At 66.2% G+C, this 21,429-nt stretch carries 15 protein-coding genes; 2 read left to right on the forward strand and 13 right to left on the reverse strand.

Annotated elements, in window-relative coordinates; all coding sequences use genetic code 11:
* The 10 genes from PCA10_RS16055 to peaA all read right to left on the reverse strand — a co-directional run bounded on the left by PCA10_RS16055 (window position 1) and on the right by peaA (window position 13,856).
* Entirely contained in the window at window positions 1-1,191 is a 1,191-nt protein-coding gene (locus PCA10_RS16055) for an acetyl-CoA C-acyltransferase (RefSeq protein ID WP_016493120.1), read from the reverse strand.
* An 88-nt stretch (window positions 1,192-1,279) separates the two neighbouring features.
* Window positions 1,280-2,047 (reverse strand): 3-hydroxyacyl-CoA dehydrogenase, encoded by a 768-nt coding sequence (locus PCA10_RS16060; protein WP_016493121.1) that lies wholly within the window; start codon window positions 2,045-2,047, stop codon window positions 1,280-1,282.
* A gap of 18 nt (window positions 2,048-2,065) precedes the next feature.
* Window positions 2,066-3,685, reverse strand: coding sequence for an acyl-CoA synthetase (locus PCA10_RS16065; RefSeq protein WP_016493122.1), 1,620 nt, complete (start codon window positions 3,683-3,685; stop codon window positions 2,066-2,068).
* A 219-nt stretch (window positions 3,686-3,904) separates the two neighbouring features.
* Window positions 3,905-6,046 carry a methyl-accepting chemotaxis protein gene (locus PCA10_RS16070; RefSeq protein WP_016493123.1) on the reverse strand — a complete coding sequence of 714 codons (2,142 nt, stop codon included), beginning with the start codon at window positions 6,044-6,046 and terminating at the stop codon, window positions 3,905-3,907.
* An 80-nt stretch (window positions 6,047-6,126) separates the two neighbouring features.
* Window positions 6,127-7,155 carry an AraC family transcriptional regulator gene (locus tag PCA10_RS16075; protein WP_016493124.1) on the reverse strand — a complete coding sequence of 343 codons (1,029 nt, stop codon included), beginning with the start codon at window positions 7,153-7,155 and terminating at the stop codon, window positions 6,127-6,129.
* Window positions 7,156-7,333: 178 nt separating this feature from the next.
* Entirely contained in the window at window positions 7,334-9,034 is a 1,701-nt protein-coding gene (locus tag PCA10_RS16080; RefSeq protein ID WP_016493125.1) for an AMP-binding protein, read from the reverse strand.
* Window positions 9,035-9,353: 319 nt separating this feature from the next.
* Window positions 9,354-10,478, reverse strand: a complete 1,125-nt coding sequence (gene peaD / locus PCA10_RS16085) for a quinohemoprotein amine dehydrogenase subunit beta (protein WP_016493126.1) — start codon at window positions 10,476-10,478, stop codon at window positions 9,354-9,356.
* 29 nt (window positions 10,479-10,507) lie between these two features.
* On the reverse strand, window positions 10,508-10,831 hold the full coding sequence (gene qhpC / locus PCA10_RS16090; RefSeq protein ID WP_016493127.1) for a quinohemoprotein amine dehydrogenase subunit gamma: 324 nt from the start codon (window positions 10,829-10,831) through the stop codon (window positions 10,508-10,510).
* A gap of 1 nt (window position 10,832) precedes the next feature.
* Complete coding sequence (gene peaB / locus PCA10_RS16095) at window positions 10,833-12,263, reverse strand: quinohemoprotein amine dehydrogenase maturation protein (RefSeq protein ID WP_016493128.1); 1,431 nt, start codon at window positions 12,261-12,263, stop codon at window positions 10,833-10,835.
* Window positions 12,264-12,338: 75 nt separating this feature from the next.
* A complete protein-coding gene (gene peaA / locus PCA10_RS16100) occupies window positions 12,339-13,856 on the reverse strand; it encodes a quinohemoprotein amine dehydrogenase subunit alpha (protein WP_016493129.1) in 1,518 nt (505 codons plus the stop codon).
* 452 nt (window positions 13,857-14,308) lie between these two features.
* Here peaA and PCA10_RS16105 point away from each other — a divergent pair, with 452 nt between their 5' ends.
* Together PCA10_RS16105 and PCA10_RS16110 are read left to right on the forward strand one after the other, a co-directional pair.
* On the forward strand, window positions 14,309-15,802 hold the full coding sequence (locus tag PCA10_RS16105; RefSeq protein WP_016493130.1) for an aldehyde dehydrogenase family protein: 1,494 nt from the start codon (window positions 14,309-14,311) through the stop codon (window positions 15,800-15,802).
* A 304-nt stretch (window positions 15,803-16,106) separates the two neighbouring features.
* The gene (locus PCA10_RS16110; protein ID WP_016493131.1) at window positions 16,107-16,451 is read left to right on the forward strand and encodes a hypothetical protein; all 345 of its coding nucleotides are present in this window, start codon (window positions 16,107-16,109) and stop codon (window positions 16,449-16,451) included.
* A gap of 45 nt (window positions 16,452-16,496) precedes the next feature.
* Here PCA10_RS16110 and PCA10_RS16115 read toward each other — a convergent pair whose 3' ends face one another.
* From PCA10_RS16115 to PCA10_RS16125, 3 genes are all read right to left on the reverse strand, one after another.
* A complete protein-coding gene (locus tag PCA10_RS16115) occupies window positions 16,497-18,047 on the reverse strand; it encodes an amino acid permease (RefSeq protein ID WP_041770797.1) in 1,551 nt (516 codons plus the stop codon).
* A 160-nt stretch (window positions 18,048-18,207) separates the two neighbouring features.
* A complete protein-coding gene (locus PCA10_RS16120) occupies window positions 18,208-19,581 on the reverse strand; it encodes a glutamine synthetase family protein (RefSeq protein ID WP_016493133.1) in 1,374 nt (457 codons plus the stop codon).
* Between the two features lie 320 nt (window positions 19,582-19,901).
* Window positions 19,902-21,392, reverse strand: coding sequence for an aldehyde dehydrogenase family protein (locus tag PCA10_RS16125; RefSeq protein ID WP_016493134.1), 1,491 nt, complete (start codon window positions 21,390-21,392; stop codon window positions 19,902-19,904).
* Window positions 21,393-21,429 lie beyond the last annotated feature (37 nt).

Raw genomic sequence — 21,429 nt, forward strand, 5'->3', positions numbered from 1 at the left:
TCAGCGGATCAGCTCGATGGCAACGGCCGTGGCTTCGCCGCCACCGATGCACACCGAGGCGACCCCGCGTTTGAGATCGTACTGGCGCAGCGCGCTCAGCAGGGTCACCAGCACCCGCGCGCCGGAGGCGCCGATGGGGTGGCCCAGGGCGCAGGCGCCGCCGTGCACGTTGAGCTTGTCGTGGGGGATGTCGAGGTCACGCATGGCCACCATGGGCACCACGGCGAAGGCTTCGTTCAGCTCGAACAGGTCCACCTCGTTCAGGTTCCAGCCGGTGCGCGCCAGCACGCGCTGTATCGAGCCCACCGGCGCGGTGGTGAAGAGATTCGGTGCCTGGGCGAAGGACGCATGCCCCGCGATCCGCGCCAGCGGGGTCAGGCCGCGCTTCTCGGCCTCGGAGAGGCGCATCAGCAGCAGGGATGCGGCGCCATCGGAAATCGAACTGGCGTTGGCCGCGGTGACGGTACCGCCCTCGCGGAACGCCGGCTTCAGGGTGGGGATCTTGTCCAGGCGCGCCTTCGGCGGCTGCTCGTCCTGGCTGACGGTCACCGTCTCGCGACCGGACTTGGCTTCCACCGCGACGATCTCGGCGGCGAAGCGGCCGTCGGCCATGGCCTTCTGCGCACGGGTCAGGGAGGCGATGGCGAAGGCATCCTGCTGCTCGCGGGTGAAGCCGTAGCTCTGCGCGCAATCCTCGGCGAAGGTGCCCATCAGGCGGCCCTTGTCGTAGGCGTCCTCCAGGCCGTCGAGGAACATGTGGTCGAGCACCTTGCCATGGCCCATGCGGTAGCCGGTGCGGGCGCGTTCCAGCAGGTAGGGGGCGTTGGACATGCTCTCCATGCCGCCGGCCAGCACCAGGCCGGCGCTGCCGGCAACGAGCAGGTCGTGGCCGAGCATCACGGCCTTCATGCCGGAGCCGCACATCTTGTTCACCGTGGAGCAGACCACGCCCTGGGGCAGGCCCGCGCCGAGGGCGGCCTGGCGCGCCGGGGCCTGGCCCTGGCCGGCCTGCAGCACGCAGCCCATGATGACCTCGTCCACGGCGTCGCCCGCTACCCCGGCACGCTCCAGGGCGGCACGGTTGGCGGCGGCGCCCAGTTGGGCGGCGGTCATGTCCTTGAAGTCGCCGAGGAAGCCGCCCATGGGAGTACGGACGGCGCTGACGATGACGATGGGATCGGAAACATTCATTGCAGGGTTCCTCATTCGGTAGCCCGGATGAAATCCGGGGGCCTTACGTTGGGCTTCGCTACGCTCGCGGAGCGCCGCCCGACCCAACCTACTTAGCGGCCATGCGGATGGCGCCATCGAGGCGGATCACTTCGCCGTTGAGCATCACGTTCTCGACGATATGCCGCACCAGCGCGGCGTACTCGGCCGGGCGGCCCAGGCGCGGCGGGAAGGGCACGGAGGCGCCCAGGGAGTCCTGAACCTCCTGGGGCATGCCGGCCATCATCGGCGTCTCGAAGATACCGGGGGCGATGCACATCACGCGGATGCCGGAGCGCGCCAGGTCACGGGCCACCGGCAGGGTCATGGCGGCCACGCCGCCCTTGGACGCGGCGTACGCGGCCTGGCCCATCTGGCCGTCGAAGGCGGCCACCGAGGCGGTGTTGATGATCACGCCACGCTCGCCCTCGCCGTTCGGCTCGCCAGCGGCCATGACCTCGGCGGCCAGGCGCAGCATGTTGAAGCTGCCGATCAGGTTCACTTCGATCGCCCGGCGGAAGCTGTCCAGGCCATGGACGCCGTTACGACCCAGGACCTTCTCGGCCGGCGCGATGCCCGCGCAGTTGACCAGTCCGTGCAGGCCGCCGAAGGCGTCCTTGGCCAGGGCCACGGCGGCGCGGGCGTCCTCCTCGCGGGTGATGTCGGCCTTGATGAAGCGGGCGTTGGCGCCCAGTTCCTCGGCGCGGGCCGCACCGGCGTCAGCGTTGATGTCCACCAGCACCACCTTGCCGCCCTGCCCCACCAGCTCACGGGCGGTGGCCAGGCCCAGGCCGGAACTGCCGCCGGTCACCAGGAAAACGGAATTCTCGATACGCACGTTGGTTACTCCTCGGAATCAATGGGCGGCGGCCGCTTGGGCCTTGGCGATCTCCTGGTTGCGCAGGAGGAAACGCTGGATCTTGCCGCTCGGGGTCTTGGGTAGCTCCGCGACGAACTCGATTTCGCGCGGATAGGAATGGGCGGAGAGGCGCTTGCGCACGTACTGCTGCAGCGCCTCGGCCAGTTCGGCGCAGGGCTCTTGGCCGGCGTGCAGGACGACGAAGGCCTTGACCAGTTCGGTGCGCTCCGGATCGGGCTTGCCGATTACCGCCGCCTCGATCACCGCCGGGTGTTCGATTAGCGCGCTCTCCACGTCGAAGGGGCCGACCCGGTAGCCGGAGGTGGTGATCACGTCGTCGGCGCGGCCGACGAAGCTGATGCTGCCGTCGTCGTTCAGCTCCACGGTGTCTCCACTGAGATAGTAGTCACCGACGAACGCCTTGGTGTTCATGCCCTGGTAGCCGGGGAACCAGAAGAGCGGCGAACGCGGCATGTCCAGGGCGAGGATGCCCGGTTGGCCGACGGGCAGTTCGCGCTGCTGCTCGTCCAGTACCACCACCCGGTGTCCGGGCATGGCGAAGCCGGCGGCGCCCAGGCGCACCGGGTGTTCCAGGGCGTGGTGGTTGCACAGCACCATGCCCAGCTCGGTCTGTCCATAGTGGTCGTGGATGGTGCAGCCCAGGCCCTCGCCGAACCAGCGGATCACTTCGGGAGTCAGCGGTTCGCCGGCGCTGCTGACGGCGCGCAGGCAGCCCTTGAGCGCGGCCTGCACCTCGTCGCGGGCGGCCAGCAGCAGGCGGTAGGCAGTGGGCGAACCGGCCAGGTTGGTGATGCCGTACTCGCGGATGATCCGGCAGGTGCTCTCCACCGTGAAACCACCCTCGTAGAAGGTGGTGGCGTGCCCCATGGCCAGCGGGCCGGTGACGGCGTAGTAGAGGCCATAGGCCCAGCCCGGGTCGGCGAGGTTCCAGAAGCGGTCGTCCGGGCGCAGGTCCACCGCGTCGCGCATGTAGCTGACGAAGGCGACTATGGCTTTCAACGGCACCGTCAGCGGTTTGGCCAGGCCCGTGGTGCCCGAGGTGAACATCAGCAGGAAGGGATCGGAGGCCTTGCGCAGCACCGGCTCGAAGCTGTCCGACTGGCGTTCCAGCTCGGCCCAGAAGTCGTCGCCGACGGTCAGGACCTGCGGCGCGCCGTCCACCTCGTCCAGCTTGGAACGGTTGGCGAGGTCAGTGACCACGAGCTTCGAACCGGCGCCTTGCACCCGATGTTCGATGGCCTTGGGCCCGAAGGCGGTGAACAGTGGCTGGTAGATGGCGCCGGCACGCCAGGTGCCGAGGATGGTGATGAGCAGCTCCGGGGTGCGCGGCAACATACCCGAGACGCAATCGCCGGGGCGCACGCCGCGGGCCTGCAGCAGGTTGGCGAAGCGCGCGGAGGCTTCCTTGAGCTGCTCGAAGGTCCAGTCGGCGCGCTCGCCATTGCGCCCCTCCCAAACCAGCGCGACACGCCCCGAACCGGCATGGCGGTCGCAGCATTCGATACAGGCGTTGAGGGCCTCGAGATCGCCGGCCAGGGTGCTGGCAGCGGCAGCGGCGTAATCGAACTCGCGGGCAGCGGTGAAGTAGTCGCGCATCGGGTGATCTCCCGGATTGTTTTTGTTGAATGACCGGGATGGTCGCGCCGAGGGCGGGAGGCGGCAATGTCGAAAGACATCAACCTGAGTGAGCGGATTTGACAGGGAGGGGGTTAGCGGGAGACCACGTAGGATGGGTTGAGCGAAGCGATACCCATCGAATCCGAGTGATGGGTATCGCAAGCTCAACCCATCCTACGGACTTCTAGGTTCCGCGCCTTAGGCGCGGAACTGGTCCATCAGGCCCTGCTGGTGGTTGGCCAGGCGGTTCAGGGCCTGGCTGACCTGGGCGGATTCCTGGGCCTGGCCGGAGAGGGACTCGGTGACATCGCGGATCGCCGCCACGTTGCGGTTGATCTCCTCGGCCACCGCGCTCTGTTCCTCGGCGGCGCTGGCGATCTGCAGGTTCATGTCGGTGATCACCGTCACCGCATCGCCGATGCGTTGCAGCGCGGCCACCGCCTGCTCCACCCGCTCCACGCTGCCCTGGGCCTGGCGATGGCTGCTGTGCATCGAGCCCACCACTTCGCGGGTGCCGTGTTGCAGGCCCTCGATCACCTGGCGGATTTCTTCCACCGAGTCCTGGGTACGCTTGGCCAGGTTGCGCACTTCGTCGGCCACCACGGCGAAGCCACGCCCGGCCTCACCGGCACGGGCCGCCTCGATGGCGGCGTTGAGCGCCAGCAGGTTGGTCTGTTCGGCGATGGCGCGGATCACTTCCAGCACCGAACCGATCTGGTCGCTGCTGACGGAGAGGTTCTGCACTTCTTCCATGGCCGCGCTCATCTCGCTGGCCAGTTGCTCGATGGCGCTGGTGGTGCGGCCGATCACGCCAAGGCCCTCGCGGGTGGCATGGTCGGCGCCGCGGGCGGCTTCGGCGGCCTGGGCGGCGCTGCGGGCCACGTCCTGGGCGGTGGCGCTCATCTCGTGGGAGGCGGTGGCCACCTGGTCGACTTCGCGGTACTGCTGCTGCATGCCGGCGCTGGTCTGGCTGGCGATGGCGGCGGACTGGTCGGCGGTGCCCCGGGCGTCCTGCACCGAGCGTTTCACGTCGGCGATGATCGGTTGCAGCTTGTCGAGGAAGCGGTTGAACCAGCCGGCCAGCTCGCCGAGTTCGTCCTGGCGGGCGTAGTCCAGGCGCCGGGTCAGGTCGCCTTCGCCGCTGGCGATGTCCTTGAGCATGCTCGCCACGCCGAGGATCGGCCGGGTCACGCCACGGGCGGTGAGCCACACCAGCAGCAGGCCGGCGACGGCGGCGGCCACCCCGAACAGCAGTTCCAGCCAGGTGCCCTGGGCGTTGCGCGCGTCCAGGTCCTGCTGCAGTTCGAGGGCCGGCTTGAGCAGGACCTGCAGCGGCACTTCCAGCAGCACCGCCCAGGGCTTGGACTCCGGGATCGGTTGCAGCGGCGCCAGCACCTGCAGGTTGCCATCGGCCTGGCGCTCATGGGCCTGGCCCTGGCGTTGCAGCTGCAACAGCTCGCTGGCCGCCGCCGGCTGCACCTTGGCCAGGCCCTGGCCGAGCTGGCCGGCGTCCGGGCTGTGGCCGGCGAGCAGGCCCGCCGGGCTGAGGATGCTAATGGCGCCCTGGCCGTCATAGAGGCCGGCGCTGCCGCCGCTGGCCAGTTGCTGGAGGTTGCTCAGGCTGATGTCCATGCCCACTACGCCGATCACCTGGCCGTTCTCGATGACCGGGTAGGTGAGCGTGGTGATCAGGGTCTTCTGCCCCGAGGCGTCATCGAAGTACGGGTCCAGCAGGCAGGGCTTGCGGGTCTGCTTCGGGCAGTTGAACCAGGTGTTGAAGGGGCTGCCGTCGAGCATGGGGGTGGCATCGCTGATCATCGCCTCGGTCGGCGCCAGACTGGTCAGCTCGCCACCGCGCTGGGCCCAGTAGGTGGAGAAGCGTCCCACCTCGTTGCTGCCGAGTTCGGCACGATTCACGTACAGCCCATCGCTGCCGTCCAGGGCATTCGGCTCGAACACCAGGTAGAGGCTGAGCAGCTGCGGATTGGCTTGCAGCGCTTCCTTCACCTGCTGGTGCAGGTCCGCGCGCAGGGTCTGGCTGTCCAGTTGCAGCGTCTGCGCCTGGCGACGTTGCAGCAGCACCTGGCGGGAGAAGTTGAGACCGTCCTGGTAGGCCGACAGGAAGTAGCGCTGGATGGTCAGCGCCTGCACCTTGCCCTCCCCCTCCATGCGCTCGCGGGCCGAGGCTTCGAGCATCTGCGCACTGTTGGTCTTGACCAGCGCGGTGCCGGCGCCCATGCGGTAGAGCGAGATGCCGATCAGCACGGCAACGATGGCCAGCAGGCAGAGGCCCGCCAACAGGGTGATCTTCCACTGGATGGAAAGTCGGTTGAGGGGCATGGGAAAGGGTCCTGTGTACGTCGGGTCGGCAGAGGGGCGCGTTCGTTGCGCGCCTGTCTATATAACGGCGCAAACCCCGCTCAACTTGAGTCGGGATGAATCAAAGTTCGGTACTGTCCCGGCGTCGAACCGGTCCATTTCTTGAAGGCCTTGTAGAAGGCGCTGGTGTCGGCGAAGCCCAGCTCGAAGGCCAGCTCGGTGAAGTTGCCTTCGCCGTTGTCCAGCCGGGCGATGGCCAGGTCGCGCCGGACCTGGTCTTTCAGCCCCTGGTAGGACTGGCCTTCCAGGGACAGCTTGCGGCGCAGGGTGGACGGCGCCATGTAGAAGTGGCTGGAGAGCGCCTCCAGGTCCGGCCAGCGTTCGGGCTTGATGCTGCGCAGGTAGGCGCGGATGCGCGCCGCCAGGCTCTGCGGGTCGCGGTAGCGCACCAGGATGTTCGCCGGCATGCCGCCGAGGAAGCGCTTGAGGTCGCGGGTGCTGCGCCGCACCGGCAGTTCCAGGCAGTCGGCATTGAGCAGCAGCCGGGTCTGCGGCCGGGAAAAGCGCAGGTTGGTGCTGAACATCACCCGGTAGTCCTCGATGTAGTCCGGCACCGCGCAGCGCAGGTCGACACCGAGGATGGGAATCCGCCGTCCGGCCAGCCAGCACAGCAACCCGTGGATCATCAGCCACAGGGTGAAGTAGCTGAAGGCCCGGCATTGCTGGCCCTCGGGTTCGACCAGGGTGATTTCCGCCAGCCCGCCACGGGTTTCCAGGCGCGGCGAAAGGCCGTCGAACACCAGGTCGAGGAAACGCAGCGACAGTTCCAGGGCCGCCCCCACGGTGGGCTCCTTCACCGCCGCGCGGGTCATGTAGCCGAAGCTGCCACCTTTCATCCGGCGCGGGTTCATGCCGAAGAACTCGTCGTCCATGGTCTGCGCGATCAGCAGCCAGAGCTGGGCGAAGTGCTGCGACGACACCCGCCCGTAGGGCTTGGCCAGCAGCTCGGGGGGAATGCCCGCCTGTTGCAGCAAGCCGGAATCGTCGAAGCCCCGCTGGCGCAGTTCCAGCAGGGCCTCAAGGACCAGGCGGACGGAGATGGTGCCTTTCTCGGCGGATGGACCTGTCATGATCTCCCTTGGGTAACGACTTCCACTGAACCGGCCATTGTAGGGGCTCTGCCTGTGGGGGCGAATTCATTCGCCAAGCAGGACGCAGTCCTGCCCTGCTATCTCCCGAGAGGGCAGCTACGCTGCCCTTGGCGATTGAAATCGCCCCTACAGGAATCCATCCCCCCCTCTGCCAGCCCTACCGAATCGCCGTCACCTTGTCGCCCTTGGGCGGGGTCAGCTCCTCGATGCTGATCTCGCGCATGCGGAATTTCTGGATCTTGCCGGTCACCGTCATCGGGAAGGCGTCCACGAAGCGGAAGAAGCGCGGCACCTTGAAGTGGGCGATGCGTTCCTTGGCCCAGGCGCGCAGCTCGTCCTCGGTGGCGGTGTGGCCGGGGTGGAACTTGATCCAGGCGACTATCTCCTCGCCGTACTTGCTGCACGGGATGCCGATCACCTGCACGTCGGCCACCGCCGGGTGGGTGAAGAAGAACTCCTCCAGCTCGCGCGGGTAAACGTTCTCGCCGCCACGGATGATCATGTCCTTGCTGCGGCCGACGATGCAGACGTAGCCGTTGTCGTCCATGGAGGCCAGGTCGCCGGTGTGCATCCAGCGGCCCGGATCGATGCTGTCGGCGGTGGCCTGGGGGTTGCCCCAGTAGCCCAGCATCACGCTGTAGCCACGGGTGCAGAGTTCGCCGATCTGCCCACGGGGGACGATCCGGCCCTCGGGGTCGACGATCTTGCTTTCCAGGTGCGGCTGGGTGCGGCCGACGGTGGTCACGCGCAGTTCCAGCTCATCGTCCGGACCGGTCTGCAAGGACACCGGGCTGGTCTCGGTCATGCCGTAGGCGATCTGCACCTCGCTCATGTGCATTTCCTTGATCACCCGGCGCATCACTTCGATCGGGCAGGTGGCGCCGGCCATGATCCCGGTGCGCAGGCTGGTGAGGTCGAACTCGCCCCGCTGCGGATGGTCCAGCTCGGCGATGAACATGGTGGGCACGCCATAGAGCGCGGTGGCCTTTTCCTCGGCCACGGCCCGCAGGGTGGTCAGCGGGTCGAAGGCGTCGCCGGGGTAGATCATGGTGGAGCCATGGGTCACGCAGCCGAGGTTGCCCATCACCATGCCGAAGCAGTGGTAGAGCGGCACCGGGATCACCAGGCGGTCCTGCTCGGTGAGGCCGAGGCTCTCGCCGACCATGTAGCCGTTGTTGAGGATGTTGTAGTGGCTGAGGGTGGCGCCCTTGGGGAAGCCGGTGGTGCCGGAGGTGTACTGGATGTTGATCGGGTCGTCGAACTGCAGGCCGGCCTGGCGCTCGGCCAGGGCATTGCTGTTCACCTCCCCTGCCCGCTCCTGCAGGGCGGCCCAGGCGAGGAAGCCGGCTGGCGGGTTGGCGGCCAGGCTGACCACGCCGCGCAACTCCGGCAGGCGCTCGCAATTCAGGCTGCCCGGCGCGGCGCTCGCCAGTTCGGGCACCAGGCCGAGGAACATGGCGTGGTAGTCGGAGGTCTTGAAGGCGTCGGCGCAGATCACCCAGCGGCAGCCGGATTGCTTGAGCGCGTATTCCAGCTCGCTGCTGCGGTAGGCCGGATTGATGTTGACCAGGATGGCGCCGATCTTGGCGCTGGCGAACTGGGTGATGCACCACTCGGCGCAGTTGGGCGCCCAGATACCGAGGCGGTCGCCACTCTCCAGCCCCAAGGCGAGCAAGGCGCGGGCCGTGGCATTGACCGCCTCGGCCAGTTCCTTCCAGCTGTAGCGCAGGCCCTGGTGCCTGACCACCAGCGCCTCGCGCTCGGGGAACTTGGCAACCGTGGCGTCGAACGCCGTGCCGATGGTCATGGCGAGCAGGTCCTTGTCCTGCCGCCCCCGGGTGTAGCTCTGGTGATTCATGGCTTTCCCTTCTTGTCTTTGTACTGGGATCGACGCTGATCATCTGGCCTCCACCTTGGGCAGGGAGGCCGGTACGTGTTCGGCTTTATTTACCTTTACGTAAACGTAAAGGTAAATAAAGCCTGTTTTCCTGTCTAGTGACCCATTGGTCGAATCCGGGTTCGCTCAATGGATGGCCGATGGTCGGCGGGTACTGGTTGTGGGGGTGAATTCATTCGCCAAGGGCAGCACCGCTGCCCCATCGGCATCCATGAGCAGACCTTTGGTCTGCCTGGCGAATGAATTCGCCCCTACAAGGAACATTCGCGCCTACCGGGCCTTAGCGGATGAACACCTGGGTGGTGGTGATCGCCATGTCGCCACCCGGCAGCTTGATGTTCTTGATCTTCTCCAGGCTATCGGGATCGAACACCGCGATGTCGTTGAAGGTGCCGGCCAGGTACAGCTTGCTGCCCTTGGTGTTGAAGGCCACGCAGTAGTAGGAGTGATCCAGGTTGGCCGCCTTGATCAGCTTCTGCTCCTTGATGTCGTACTTGGCCAGGCGGTTGAGCACGCCGAACATCTGGTTCGGGTCCTTCGGCGAGCGCAGGCCGGTGAAGTACAGCTCGGTCAGCGGCGCGAAGTCCTGGACGGTGCTCTTGCCGGTCTTCAGGTCGATGCTGACATAGCCATAGATGAAGTCGGCGGTGGCCAGGTCCTGCTTCTCATCCTTGAACTTGGCCGTGGTGTAGAGCATGGAGAACTCGTGGTACGGCGTCTGGTGCGGCCAGAAGTAGAGAACATCCGGCGCACTGTAGAGCGGCCGCTGCCAGTTGCGACCGGGAACCGCCACCTCGTACTTGCCGGTCTTCACATCCATCTTGTAGATGTCCGGGCCGGCGACGAACAGCGAGCCATCATCCGCGGCGCGCATCAGGTAGACCTGGCGCGGCATCGGGAAGCTGCGCACCGGCTTGGCGTCCAGGCCGGCGCTGGTGTCGAAGACTTCCAGGCGCGGCTGCTTGACCTCGTAGTGGTCGCTCATCATCTGGGTCGGGTTGACCGTGGTGTAGAGCTCCTTGCCGTCCGGGCTCAGGGCGAAGGAGAACATCGAGCGCACCTTCTCCCCCGGATTGCGCGACAGCTTGGCGTGGAACACCGTCTTGCAGTCGTCCAGGTTCACGCCATACAGGTCGCCGAAGTGGTTGTTCAGCAGGAAGGCGGTCTTGTTGTCCGGCGCCATCATTGCGGTGCCGGGCCCGAAGGCGTCGGGCAGCTTGCAGGTCTTGTAGACGCTGTCGCTGGCCAGGTCGACCACGTGCAGGTTGTTCGGGTAGTTGGTGGCGATCATGTATTCATGACCGGCCTTCAGGGCCGGGCCCGCTTCATCCGCGGCCCAGGCCTGGGCGCCCAGGGCGAGGCCGGCGACGGCGGTCGCCAGGCTGGCGATGGCTTTGAGTTTCATAGGTCTTCCCCTCTTGTTCTGGTCGCCGGTCATTTGTCTTTCGGGAATACGGTGCCGAGGTTGCGCCAATCCTCTTGGGAGTTGGTCGCCTGGGCGTTCCAGTCCTGGTAGGTGCTCATCATGTCGGGCACCTGGGCCGGCCACCAGCAAGGGTCGGAGCAGCCGTAGAGGTCCGCTTCCATCGGCTGGCAGAGGGAGCTCACCCCGCCGAAGGCGTCCACTTCCCAGCCCGGGTCGGTGGTGGCGGTGCAACCAGCCACCGCGCTCATGGCCATGACTTCCTCGATGCGATCTTCGGCTGCGGCTTTTTCGAGCATTTGCGCTTTGTTGTTGAGCGGCTTCAGATGTTTCATGTCAGTGCGCCTTCCGCGGGGTGATGTAGCTGCTGATGAAGGCCGGGTTGGCGGCCATGATGCGGCTGTAGACCTCGATACCGAAGTCCACCCAGTCGCGCATCAGCTCGCAGTAGTGATAGGTCGGGTGAGTGGGGTCGCCGTAGCGGGCGTAGCTCTCGTGGTAGCAGCCGCCGGAGCAGAGGTTGCGGATGCGGCAGGTGTCGCAGCCGGTGCCGGAACGGTCCAGGCGCTGGGAGAGGAAGTCGTTGAGCTCGACCTGTTTCACCCCGCTGTGCACGTTGCCGAAGGTGGGCATGCTGGAGCCGGTGAAGCGGTGGCAGAGGTTCAGCTCGCCCTTGTGGTCAACCGCCAGCATCTTCAGGCCGGCACCGCAGGGCAGCGCCTTCTTGTGGCCTTCGTGGATGTCGGTGATCAGCTGGTGCAGGTTGGAGAAACCGATGTTGCGGTGCTCCAGCGCCGCCTCCAGGTAACGCCGGCCGAGGGCCTTCATGTTGGCGAAGACTTCCACCAGCTCCTCGCTGGTGAGGTTGTAGTCGGCCATGTCGCCGGAGGTGACCGGGGCGAAGCCGACTTCGGCGAACCCCAGCTCGTTGAACAGATGGTTCCAGATGGTCTCGACGTCGGTGACGCCACGGGTCAGGGTCACCCGCGCGCCCACCGGGCGGCTGCGGTAGCGCGACAGCAGCAGGTCCACCTTGCGCCGGACCACGTCGTAGGTGCCCTGGCCGCCCACGGTGATGCGGTTGCGGTCGTGCACCGTCTTCGGCCCGTCGATGCTCACCGACAGCCCGAAGCGGTGGGCGTTGAGGTAGTCGATGATCTCTTCGGTGAGCAGGGTGGCGTTGGTGGTCATGATGAACTCCACCTGCTTGCCCGCCTCGGCGAAGCGTCGCTCGCAGTAGTCCACCATGTGCTCGATCAGCGGGCGGTTGGACAGCGGCTCGCCGCCGAAGAAGACCACACTGTAGCGCTCCTCGTCCGGCGACTCCTTGAGCAGCATCTCCACCGAGGCTTCGGCGGTTTCCGCGCCCATCTTCTTGCCCGCCGAGGGCTTGTCCAGGTCTTCCTTGTAGCAGTAGGTGCAGCTCAGGTTGCAGCCGGTGTTGACGTTCAGCACCACGGTGTTGAGCGCCGTGCGCTCCACCTTGCTGATGCCGATCTCCGGCGTCAGCGGCGAGCCGTCGCTGACCACTTCCAGCGCGATCAGCTCGCGCAGGGTTTCGTTGACGTCCTGGTCGGCGAAACGCCCACCCAGGCGTTGCACCAGCTCCTCGGACGAGCAGCCCTGCTGGCGCAGGGCGTCGATGATGCCGCCGGTGACTTCATCGGTGGCGAACAGCGAGCTGCTCGGGATGTGGAACAGCATGCGGTCGGCATCCACCCGCACTTCGTGCAGGTTGCGTTCGACCAGATTCAAGATTGCGCCCATGGCGACCTCCCGGAATTCGTACCCAATCGTCGTTGCGAATCCGGGCGGGGACAGCCCCGCCCGAGCCGATGCCGCTTATGGAATCGGCGGGTTGTTCCAGCGTTGCACGGTGACGATCAGGTGGCCTTCACCCTTGTGGCCGCCCTCCTCCAACTCGGCGATCACCTTCAGGTTGCCGGCGTTGTTGGTCATCATCTTGCGTTCCGGGTTCGGGCCGGCGAGGCCGGGGACGAAGACGCCGTCGGCATTCATCACGCCGGCGAACTTCACGTCCTCGTCTTCCTTGGCACGCTCGTCGAAGGGCTCCACCGACCATTTCGCCGGCAGGTAGCCGATGCGGTACGGCTTGCCGTCGGCGCCCTTGCCCCAGGCCTCGGCCTCGAAGCGGCCCTGCACCTTGGGCGTCGAGCCGCCGTTCTCACCGACACGGGCGATGGAGAACTCGGGCACCACTTTCACCTCGGCGATGTCCTTGTAGACGGCCAGGTCGACGCCCTTGAGCTCGCCCAGGGCTACGCCGCGCACGCCCGGCGCCGCATCCGCGGTGGCCTTGACCTGCACTCGCACCAGATTCGGCGTGGCTTCCAGGACCTTGACCACCTCGACCCCGGGGCCGAAGTCCGGCGCGCCGGACAGGCCGCTGCCCACCAGGGTCAGCTCGGCCTGGGTGCCGGCCTTGATGTGCGCCGGCTGCACGGCCAGCAGCTTGGCGCCGCCGGCTTTGGCGGCACTGAAGTCGAGACCGCGCTCGTCGTGCTCGGCCTCGAACATGCGGCCTTTCATCTCGCCATTGAGGGCGGCGAAGACCTGGCGCATGTTGGTCTCGCCGACCTTCACGTTGCCGCGCCATTCATAGCCGTTGTAGAGGATGGCCGAACCGCTGCCGCTGAAGGGCGTGCCGTCGGCGTACTGGCCTTTCACGTCGAGCTTGAAGGTGTCGCCGGCATCGGCGGTTACGGTCATCACGCCACGCACGTCACCCTTGGTGAGCATGTGGCCGCTGAAGCTCCACTGCCCCGGCAGTGCGTCGGCCTTGGGCCGATCCTTCTGCCAGTCGGCCCAGGCCTGGTTCTCCAGGGGGAAGCGCTTGGCGAGGTCGGGCACCACGTCCTTGAGGGCGAGTTCCAGCCAGTCGCGATCGCGGGACTGGGCCTGGTATTCGAGGGACGGCCACTGGCCGAGGTGGAAGTTGACCAGGTGTTCCCACTCCTTGGCGGGACGACGCTGCAGGGCGACACGGGCGCCCGAGTGGCAGCGGCCGCACATCTGGCTCAACTGGTCGTCGAATTGCTCGACGGTGTTCAGGCGACGCTCCATGGCGTAGCGCACGCCATCGGTCTCGCTGGGGGCCAGGCCCTGCTTGTCGGCCAGGTACTTGACCAGGGTGCGGCGGTCGTCATCGCTGATTTGCAGGCCGTGCATCACCTGCATGCGCGCGATGCTCATCAGCCAACCCTCGGGGGTCTTGCGCTGGTGACTGATGCGACTGAAAGAATCGTTGCCTTCGGGGATATGGCAACCCACGCACTTGGACTTGAGGAGGGCTGGGCCCTCCTCCGCTGCATGGGCCTGGGCGAACAACAGGGATGCCATGGCTACTGCCAGGGTGCCTGCGTGCTGCCGGAGTCGAGTCGTCTTCAAGGTCAGACCTCCACGGTGTTGTTCTTATGATTTGCACCAGCGCAGCAGGTGCAGTTGTCACGGCAAATACATAATGTGTGCCATGCCTGTGAAAGTCCTTTTATTACAACGCGTTACTAAAAAATATCGGGCCTGGCGGGGGTGCTGGCCATGGGCTCCGGCGTCTAATTTCGCGACAGACTGTTCCAGCCTGAGACGGCGATTGCGCAGCACCCTGTAAAGGTAGACGCCAGGACTGTTCCAGGCCTGTCTCAGGCAGTCTCAAAGTGCAACAGCCGGGGTTGGAACGCCCCGCCGATATCACCGAGAAAACCCTTGAATATCATCGTGTTAGAGGATTATTCCGGCCTTGGCATGGGGGTTGCGAAAGCCGGGTACAACTTCAATGAAACGAGGCTCCCATCATGTTCGTCGACCTGCCCGTCCTGCCCCAGACCCAAGCCTTCCTCAACCGCAAGCTGAAGATGTTGATCGGCGCGCAATGGCAGGACGCCACGAGCGGCAACACCATGAGCTTCCGCAACCCCGCCAGTGGCGAAGTCCTGGGTGACGTGCCCTCCGCCAGCGCCGAGGACGTCGACCGTGCCGTGCAGGCCGCCCGCCAGGCCTTCGACGATTCGCCCTGGAGCCGCATGCGTCCGCGCGAGCGGCAGAACCTGCTGTGGCGCCTGGCCGACCTGATGGAGCGCGACGCCCAGGAACTGGCCGAGCTGGAATGCCTGAACAACGGCAAGAGCGCCGCCGTGGCCCAGGTCATGGACGTGCAGCTGGCCATCGACTTCCTCCGCTACATGGCCGGCTGGGCCACCAAGATCGAAGGCACCACGGTCGACCCGTCCCTGCCGCTGATGCCCAACGACCAGTTCCACGGCTATATCCGCCGCGAAGCGGTGGGCGTGGTGGGCGCCATCGTCGCCTGGAACTTCCCCCTGCTGCTGGCCTGCTGGAAGCTCGGCCCGGCGCTCGCCACCGGCTGCACCGTGGTGCTGAAGCCCGCCGACGAAACCCCGCTGACCGCCCTCAAGCTGGCCGAGCTGGTGCTGGAAGCCGGCTACCCGGCCGGGGTGTTCAACGTGGTCACCGGCACCGGCCTCAACGCCGGCGTCGCCCTCACCCGCCATCCGGGCGTGGACAAGCTGACCTTCACCGGCTCCACCGAAGTGGGCAAGCAGATCGGCAAGGCGGCCATGGACAACATGACCCGCGTGACCCTGGAACTGGGCGGCAAGTCGCCCACCATCGTCATGCCCGACGCCAACCTCGCCGAAGCCGCCGCCGGCGCCGCCAGCGCGATCTTCTTCAACCAGGGCCAGGTGTGCTGCGCCGGCTCGCGCCTCTATGTGCACCGCAAGCATTTCGACAACGTGGTGGCCGACATCGCCGGCATCGCCAACGGCATGAAGCTGGGCAACGGCCTGGACCCGAGCGTGCAGATGGGCCCGCTGATCTCCGCCAAGCAACAGGACCGCGTGACCGGCTACATCAACCTGGGCCGCGAACTGGGCGCCACCATCGCCTGCGGCGGCGAGGGCTTCGGCCCCGGCTACTTCGTCAAGCCGACGGTGATAGTCGATGTGGACCAGAAGCACCGCCTGGTGCAGGAAGAAATCTTCGGCCCGGTGCTGGTGGCCATGCCCTTCGACGACCTCGACGAGGCCGTGCGCCTGGCCAACGACAACCCCTACGGCCTGGGCGCCAGCGTCTGGTCCAACGACCTCTCGGCGGTGCACCGGATGATTCCGCGCATCAAGTCCGGTTCGGTCTGGGTCAACTGCCACAGCGCGCTGGACCCGGCCCTGCCCTTCGGCGGCTACAAGCTCTCCGGCGTCGGCCGCGAAATGGGCGCGGCGGCCATCGAGCACTACACCGAGCTGAAATCCGTGCTGATCAAGCTCTGACCGAGCCACAGATAACAGCTCTTGTAGGATGGGTGGAGCGAAGCGATACCCATCGCCGGGTCGATGGGTTTCGCGAGCTCTACCCATCCTACGGAACTCTGACCGGTCCGGTGCGCGCGGCGCACCCTACAGCCCGTAGGCCATGCGCGCCATGACGAGTGTCATTCAGACACCCCTTGCTGTCATTAGAACCACAGTCAGAATGACATCTCGCCGCTTAAGCCATTGATTCGCAATGGCTGCATGCCTGGCACAGAAAATGACTCACTCCCTTCGACATAAACCCCACTCGAAGGGAACCTCCATGAAAATGCCAAGCGTCACCCTGTGCCTTGCCCTCCTCGCCTCCCCCGCCGCCTTCTCGGCGGAAGTCATCTCCGAAGTCCCTGACACCACCGTCGGCAAGGCCGGCGGCGGCATGACCGGCATGATGCTCGGTGCCCTCGGCGGCCCCATCGGCGCGGTTGCCGGTGCGGCGGTCGGTTACTTCGGTGGTGGCGCCGCCCAGCAATCCAGCGGCCTGGCCGAGCCGGCCTACCTGGTGAAGACCGACGACGGCTCGGTTCAGCGCTTCCGCTCCCCTGGCCAACGCTTCAAGCCGGGCGACCAGGTACGGGTGAACGGCATCCGTATCGAAGCCGCCCAGTGAAGACGCGGCGCCCCGCTCCCGACGGGAACGGGGCGCCGGCAGGGGCTACTTGTTCAGCGCCTCTTCCGCCGCGGCGATCTCGGCCTGGCGCTTGGCGATCATGTCGCCGATGGGCGGCCCCTGGAAGCGCCGCGCCTCGAAGGCGAACCAGACGATCGCGGTGATCACCAGGAAGCCGATGGTGATGTACAGCGCCCAGTCGTTGGGCGGCTGGATGCCGATGACGAAGATCAGCGCCATGGACAGCACCGAGAGCACCGCCACCAGCGAAAACATCCCACGCCCCAGGTTCCACGGCCCCATGCGCGGCCACTTGGAGGTGCCGTAGGTGAACAGCCCGAGGAAGATCGGGATGGCGAAGGAGAAGAACAGGAAGATCACGGTGCAGGACACCACGATGGTGTAGACCGGGGTCTCGCCAATGGACACCAGGGACGAGCCCCAGACGAACAGCACCGCCAGGATCGAACCGGTCCAGATGGCCGCCACCGGGGTGCGGTGGGCCGGCGAGACCGAGGCCAGCGCCTTGGACGCCGGCAGGCCGCCGTCACGGGCGAAGGCGAAGATCATCCGCGAAACCGAGGTCACCGTGGCCAGGCCGCAGAGAATCTGCGAGATGAAGATGGCCAGGTAGAGCAGCAGCTTGACCGTGGAATTGACCTGGGTGTCCATGGCCCAGAAGAACACGTTCCAGCCCTGGGCGGCGGCCTCCTGCATGCTCGGCAGCATCAGCACGAAGGCGCTCAGCATCAGCCAGCCGAACAGCATCGACCAGACCACCGACATGACCATGCCGCGCGGCACCGAGTGGGCCGCCTGCACGGTCTCTTCCGAGGTGTGGGCCGAGGCGTCGTAGCCAGTGATGGTGTAGATGGGCAGCAGCAGGCCGAGGAGGAAGACCCAGCCGCCGGATACTTCCGGCCAGACATTGCCGCCGGCCGCGCCGGAGAAGTTGCCGAAGGTCCACAGTCGGGAGAACTCGAAGCTCGGCGCGGCCAACAGGCAGACGATGGTCAGCGCGATGGACGTGGCGAAGATCAGGTAGCCGGAAAAGTCCGTCAGTTTGGCCGTGAGTCCGATGCCGAAGTGGTTACAGAGCGCCTGGCCACCCGTGAGGATACTGAGGAAGACGATGCGCGTGGTGATGCTGTCCTCCATGCCCAGCATCGGCCCGAAGGCACCGAAGAAGAAGTAGTAGGTGCCGACGTTGATCGCCCCCAGCACCGTCACCAGGCCCAGCAGGTTGAACCAGGCGGTGAGCCAGCCGGTGAAGCGGTTGCCGAGGATCGAACCCCAGTGGTACAGCCCGCCGGCAGTGGGATAGGCCGAGGCGATCTGCGCCATGGCCACGGCGAACACCAGGGACACCAGGCAACCCAGCGGCCAGCCGATGCCGATGGCGGCGCCGCCGGCTCCCGAGGTGCCCTGGGCCAGCGAGTTGATACCGCCGGAGAGGATGCAGATGATGGAAAAGGAAATGGCGAAGTTGGAGAAGCCGCCCATCCGCCGTGACAGCTCCTGGGCATAGCCCATGCTGTGCAACAGCTTGACGTCGTCATCCTGATGCGTGGAGCCGTGCTGGCCTGCAGGATTCATATCGGTGCCCTTTTTGTTGGGAATGGCTATGGATTGCTCCATGCGGCGGTTCGGGCACCTTCCCCGCCAGCATTGCGACAGCCTGTCGTACTGCTCCCAACCCCGTACAAACCGGCCGGCGGACGTGCCCGAACCCGCCGCTGGCCGGACCGCTAAACCTTCAGTAACGCTCGAAGCCGCGCTGCAGCTCCCAGTCGGTGATGCGTCGGTCGTACTCTTTCTGCTCCCACTCGGCGGTGTGCACGTAGTGGTCGACCACCTCGTCGCCGAAAGCGGTGCGCAGCATGGCCGAGCCCTTGAGCGCGGCAGTGGCCTCGCGCAGGGTCTTGTCCACTTCCGGAAGCTGGTCGTTGGCGTAGGCGTCGCCCTCGAAGGGCGCAGCCAGTTCGAGCTTCTCATCGATGCCCGCCAGGCCCGCGGCGATCAGCGCGGCGAACGCCAGGTAAGGATTGAGGTCGGCGCCGCCGATGCGGCACTCGATGCGCACCGACTTGCTGCCCTCGGCACAGAGGCGGAAACCCGCGGTGCGGTTGTCACGGCTCCACACCGCGCGGGTCGGGGCGAAGGTGCCGGCCTGGAAGCGCTTGTAGGAGTTGATGTAGGGCGCGAGGAAATAGGTGACCTCACTGGCGTACTTGACCTGACCGGCCACCCAGGCGCGCATGAGCTTGGACATGCCATAGGGGTCCTTGCCGTCGAAGAACAGCGCCTTCTTGCCCTTCTTGTCCCAGAGCGAGCTGTGGATGTGGCAGCTGGAACCGGCCAGATCGTAGCGCCACTTGGCCATGAAGGTGATGGACTTGCCCTGCAGGTGGGCGATTTCCTTGCAGGCGTGCTTGATGATGGCGTGGCGGTCGGCCATGGTCAGGGCGTCGGCGTAGCGGACGTTGATCTCTTCCTGGCCCGGGCCCCACTCTCCTTTCGAGTTCTCCACCGGCACCCCGCAGGCCTGCAGGTGCTTGCGGATGGCGCGCAACACCGGCTCCTCGCGGGTGGTCTGGAGGATGCTGTAGTCCTCGATGTAGTGCGAGGCGGTCTTCGGATGGCTGTAGTTACGGCGGTGGATGGCGTCGTAGCTTTCGTCGAAGAGGTAGAACTCCAGCTCCGAGGCGAACATGCCGGCGTAACCCCGTTCGGCCAGCCGCGCCACCTGCTTCTTGAGGATGGCCCGCGGGCTGTGGGGCAGGTCTTCGCGGTGATGGTGGTCGAGCACATCGCACAATACCAGGGCGGTGCAGTCCAGCCAGGGCACCCGGCGCAGGGTGGCCATGTCCGGCTTGAGCACGAAGTCGCCGTAGCCCTTGCTCCAGCTCGCCGCGGCGTAGCCCGGCACCGGCTCCATGTCGATGTCGTCGGCCAGCAGGTAGTTGCAGCAATGGGTTTCCTCATGGGCGCTGTCGATGAAGAACTCGGCCTGGAAGCGCTTGCCGACCAATCGTCCCTGCATGTCCACCATGCAGGCCAGCACCGTATCGATCTCGCCGCTGGCTACGGCTTTCTTGAGTTCGTCGAAGCTGAGGAGAGGTGCGCTCATCGGGCGGTCCTTCATTCGGGGGACTGCCGAAAGCTTAGCCCAGCGCCGGAAACTGCAAGGTTTTCCTGCACCAGGGCGGTGCGAACGGTGGAGATCGGGGAATTTGCGGCATTTTCAGCTTGCACCGAAGTGCTTTACCCGTAGGGGCGAATTCATTCGCCAAGCAGGCCGAAGGTCTGCCCTGCGATCTCGAAGGGGGCAGCTTCGCCGCCCTTGGCGAATGAATTCGCCCCTATAACAGAAGCAAAAGCGCCCTGTAGCAGACCCCAAAAAAAGCCGGCAGGCGTGAAGGCGCCTGCCGGCAAATCGAGGGTTCTAACTCAGTGGGAGATGCAGACCGACTTCAGCTCGGTGTACGCCTCGATCACTGCGCGGCCGAACTCGCGGCCCATGCCGGACTGCTTCACGCCACCGAAGGGCATGTTCGGGTCCAGCAGCACGTGGGCGTTGACCCAGACGGTGCCGGCTTCGATGCGCGGAACCAGGTTCATCGCCTTGTTCAGGTCGTTGGTCCAGAGGCTCGCCGCCAGGCCGTACACGCTGTCGTTGGCCAGCTCGATCATGGCGTCTTCATCGGTGAAGGGGATCACCGAGAGCACCGGGCCGAAGACCTCTTCGCGGGACACGGTCATCTCGTGGTTCACATCCGCCAGCACGGTGGGCTGGACGAAGAAGCCCTTGCCTTCCAGGCGCTCGCCGCCGGCCACCACACGGGCGCCTTCCTCGCGGGCCAGGTCGATGTGCTTGAGCACGTTCTGCTGCTGCTTGAAGGACACCAGCGGGTTGATCGCCGCTTCCTGGTCCATGCCCGGGCCGATGGGCAGGCCCTTCACCGCAGCGGCCAGGCCCTCGACGAACTGTTCGTAGATGGACTGGTGCACGTAGAAGCGCGAGGCCGCGGCACAGACCTGGCCGTTGTTCAGCAGGCCGCCGAGCAGCGCGCCCTGCACCGCCTTCTCCACGTCGGCGTCTGCCAGCAGGATCATCGGGTTCTTGCCGCCCAGCTCCAGGGCGAAGCGGGTCATGTTCTCCATGCAGGCCACGCCGACGCTCTTGCCCACGGCGGTGGAGCCGGTGAAGGACACCTTGCTCACCAGCGGGTGGGAGGCGAGGGCGTTGCCCACGGTGCTGCCGCCGCCGGTGACGACGTTGAACACGCCGGCCGGGATGCCCGCCTCGAAGGCCAGCTCGGCCAGGCGCAGGGCGGTCAGCGGGGTTTCGCTGGCAGGCTTGATGACCACGGTGCAGCCGGTGGCGAGCGCCGGCATGGCTTTCCAGGTGGTGATCATCAGCGGGAAGTTCCACGGCACGATGCCGGCCACCACGCCTACCGGCTCACGGCGGGCGAAGGCGGTGAAGCGCGAGCCCGGCGGGATCGGGATCGACACATCCATGGTGGTGCCTTCGATCTTGGTGGCCCAACCGGCCATGTAGCGCATGAACTCGACGGTGGCGCCGACATCCAGCATGCGCGACATGTTGATGGACTTGCCCTGGCTCAGGGTTTCCAGCTGGGCCAGTTCTTCGGCGTTCTCTTCAACCAGGGCGGCGAAGCGCAGCAGAATGCGCTCGCGGTCGGCCGGGCGCAGGCCGGACCAGACGCGGGACTTGAAGGCCGCGTGGGCGGACTGCACCGCGCGGTCCAGGTACTCCAGCGGCACGTCCGGCACCTGGGCGATGGCTTCGCCGGTGGCCGGGTTCAGTACAGGGGTGGTCGGACCTTCGGGCAGCACCCACTGGCCATCGATGAAGCAGCCGTGGCGACGCTCCAGGAATGCCGCCACCTGCGGCAGGATTTCAACCTTGCTCATTGTCTGTCCTCTTCATTCGTTGGCCGGGCAGCCGCCC

Source organism: Pseudomonas resinovorans NBRC 106553 (assembly GCF_000412695.1).
Lineage (GTDB): Bacteria > Pseudomonadota > Gammaproteobacteria > Pseudomonadales > Pseudomonadaceae > Metapseudomonas > Metapseudomonas resinovorans_A.

Coding starts and splice junctions, on each gene's coding strand:
- PCA10_RS16055 (WP_016493120.1), bottom strand. CDS start 1,191: ATGAATGTTTCCGATCCCATCGTCATCGTCAGCGCCGTCCGTACTCCC.
- PCA10_RS16065 (WP_016493122.1), bottom strand. CDS start 3,685: ATGCGCGACTACTTCACCGCTGCCCGCGAGTTCGATTACGCCGCTGCC.
- PCA10_RS16070 (WP_016493123.1), bottom strand. CDS start 6,046: ATGCCCCTCAACCGACTTTCCATCCAGTGGAAGATCACCCTGTTGGCG.
- PCA10_RS16075 (WP_016493124.1), bottom strand. CDS start 7,155: ATGACAGGTCCATCCGCCGAGAAAGGCACCATCTCCGTCCGCCTGGTC.
- PCA10_RS16080 (WP_016493125.1), bottom strand. CDS start 9,034: ATGAATCACCAGAGCTACACCCGGGGGCGGCAGGACAAGGACCTGCTC.
- peaD (WP_016493126.1), bottom strand. CDS start 10,478: ATGAAACTCAAAGCCATCGCCAGCCTGGCGACCGCCGTCGCCGGCCTC.
- qhpC (WP_016493127.1), bottom strand. CDS start 10,831: ATGAAACATCTGAAGCCGCTCAACAACAAAGCGCAAATGCTCGAAAAA.
- peaB (WP_016493128.1), bottom strand. CDS start 12,263: ATGGGCGCAATCTTGAATCTGGTCGAACGCAACCTGCACGAAGTGCGG.
- peaA (WP_016493129.1), bottom strand. CDS start 13,856: ATGGCATCCCTGTTGTTCGCCCAGGCCCATGCAGCGGAGGAGGGCCCA.
- PCA10_RS16105 (WP_016493130.1), top strand. CDS start 14,309: ATGTTCGTCGACCTGCCCGTCCTGCCCCAGACCCAAGCCTTCCTCAAC.
- PCA10_RS16110 (WP_016493131.1), top strand. CDS start 16,107: ATGAAAATGCCAAGCGTCACCCTGTGCCTTGCCCTCCTCGCCTCCCCC.
- PCA10_RS16115 (WP_041770797.1), bottom strand. CDS start 18,047: ATGAATCCTGCAGGCCAGCACGGCTCCACGCATCAGGATGACGACGTC.
- PCA10_RS16120 (WP_016493133.1), bottom strand. CDS start 19,581: ATGAGCGCACCTCTCCTCAGCTTCGACGAACTCAAGAAAGCCGTAGCC.
- PCA10_RS16125 (WP_016493134.1), bottom strand. CDS start 21,392: ATGAGCAAGGTTGAAATCCTGCCGCAGGTGGCGGCATTCCTGGAGCGT.